The 1474-nt window shown below is 63.5% G+C and carries 3 protein-coding genes; all 3 read left to right on the forward strand.

Annotated elements, in window-relative coordinates; translation table 11 throughout:
* Positions 1-177 precede the first annotated feature (177 nt).
* Entirely contained in the window at positions 178-426 is a 249-nt protein-coding gene (locus V4529_16695) for a hypothetical protein (protein MES2359980.1), read from the forward strand.
* A gap of 174 nt (positions 427-600) precedes the next feature.
* Positions 601-945 carry an HNH endonuclease gene (locus V4529_16700; protein ID MES2359981.1) on the forward strand — a complete coding sequence of 115 codons (345 nt, stop codon included), beginning with the start codon at positions 601-603 and terminating at the stop codon, positions 943-945.
* A partial coding sequence (locus tag V4529_16705) for a hypothetical protein (protein MES2359982.1) occupies positions 942-1474 on the forward strand: 533 nt, incomplete at its 3' end. The genes V4529_16700 and V4529_16705, both read left to right, overlap by 4 nt.

A 1474-nucleotide genomic window follows, 5' to 3' on the forward strand; every position in this document is an offset into this window, starting at 1 on the left:
GGTAGAGCAACAGCAAACCCGTCCCGCAACCCCTTGCCCATTCGTGGGCCGACGCAGAACGGTTAACTCCAAACTGTAGGTCCCTGGTTCGACTCCAGGACTGCCGCTCCGAACGGGCCGAAGTGTCTCGGTTATCGGAAATCACCCGAGGCACACTCCCTTGCCCGCTCGACTTTCGTGACACTTCGCATCGACTACGACCGCATGGTCGTCATCTGGTCGCCCGGCGATGAGGACCTCGCCCTCGCGCTGGTCGACATAGAGGGGTGCGAGATCGCGCGCAGCGGTCTCAACCACGTCGACAAGTATCGCTGCACCGAGGGCTGGGAGCGTCGAGTCGTACGGCTCTCAAAGCAGCGAAGACGTGAGCGCAGTCGTCAATCAAACGACGTTGTGCTACAGGAATCAGACGCTCTAGTTACGTAGCAACCCAGCCGAGGATACGAAGATGTTCGTCGCGTGACCGCCTCGCCCTCAATCGAGAGTGTTTCTCGCTTCCTTGCCAAGGTTCAGCGGGGGCCATCCTCCGAATGCTGGCCCTGGACTGCGGCCCTAAACCCAAAAGGCTATGGGGTTTTTGGGTTTCGCCTCGGCGGTGTCGTGAGGACTTTTCCGGCTCACCGGTTTGCGTTCCTTCTCGCTCACGATCGGTTCCCTGCACCAGGCATGGTGTTGCTGCACTCGTGCGACAGGCCGGCATGTTGTAACCCGGGGCACCTTCGCGAGGGTACGTGCGCAGAGAACTCTCGCGACATGCTCGCGAAGGGCAGGTCGAATCCAGGGTCGGGCAGGTCGTATGCGGTCCTTCATGAGACTGACGTTGCTTCAATCCGACTGAAGAGCGCGTCAGGCGTGTCGACTCGATCTCTTGCTCGAGAGTACGGGGTTGCTCAGTCGACCATCTATTCCGCCATCACGCGGCGTAACTGGAAGCACGTCGCGTGAGCGCCAGTGATGAATGGGTAAAGCGTCCCTACGCCCCCGAGGACGAGGACGGCATCGTCTACCTCTGGACCGCGTCCTACTCTCGCGGCATCGAGGGCGAAGAGCGCGGGGCTCACGTGCGACAAGTGCCGATCCGCGAATCGTCGGGCAGCGCCTACGTCCGCGAGAAGACGCGCGAGCTGTGGGCCGAGCAGGCGCCGCTAGTCGAGCGGCTGCTCTCCGCGCCGTGGGCGACCACCGAGGTCATCTGCGATCCGGAGCGCGTCTACGCGTCAGCGGCGGGCCCGGCGGTCATATGGGGGTTCGCGTGCACGTCGGGTGACGTCGTTCATTACGTTTCGGTCAAGCGCGATGTGGTGCGCGCCGGCTTCGGGCCGGACATCGTGCGCGAGCTGCTGGGCGACCGGCTCGACCGCGCCTGCACGTTCACCCACGAGCTTGTCGAGATGCGCACCGGGAGTTGCGGCGTGAAGCTGCCGCGCAACTGGTCGTGGGAGTGGAACCTATGGCTGCCGCGCCGGCTCGTCGG

The organism is Gemmatimonadota bacterium (assembly GCA_040388625.1).
GTDB lineage: Bacteria > Gemmatimonadota > Gemmatimonadetes > Gemmatimonadales > Gemmatimonadaceae > Fen-1247.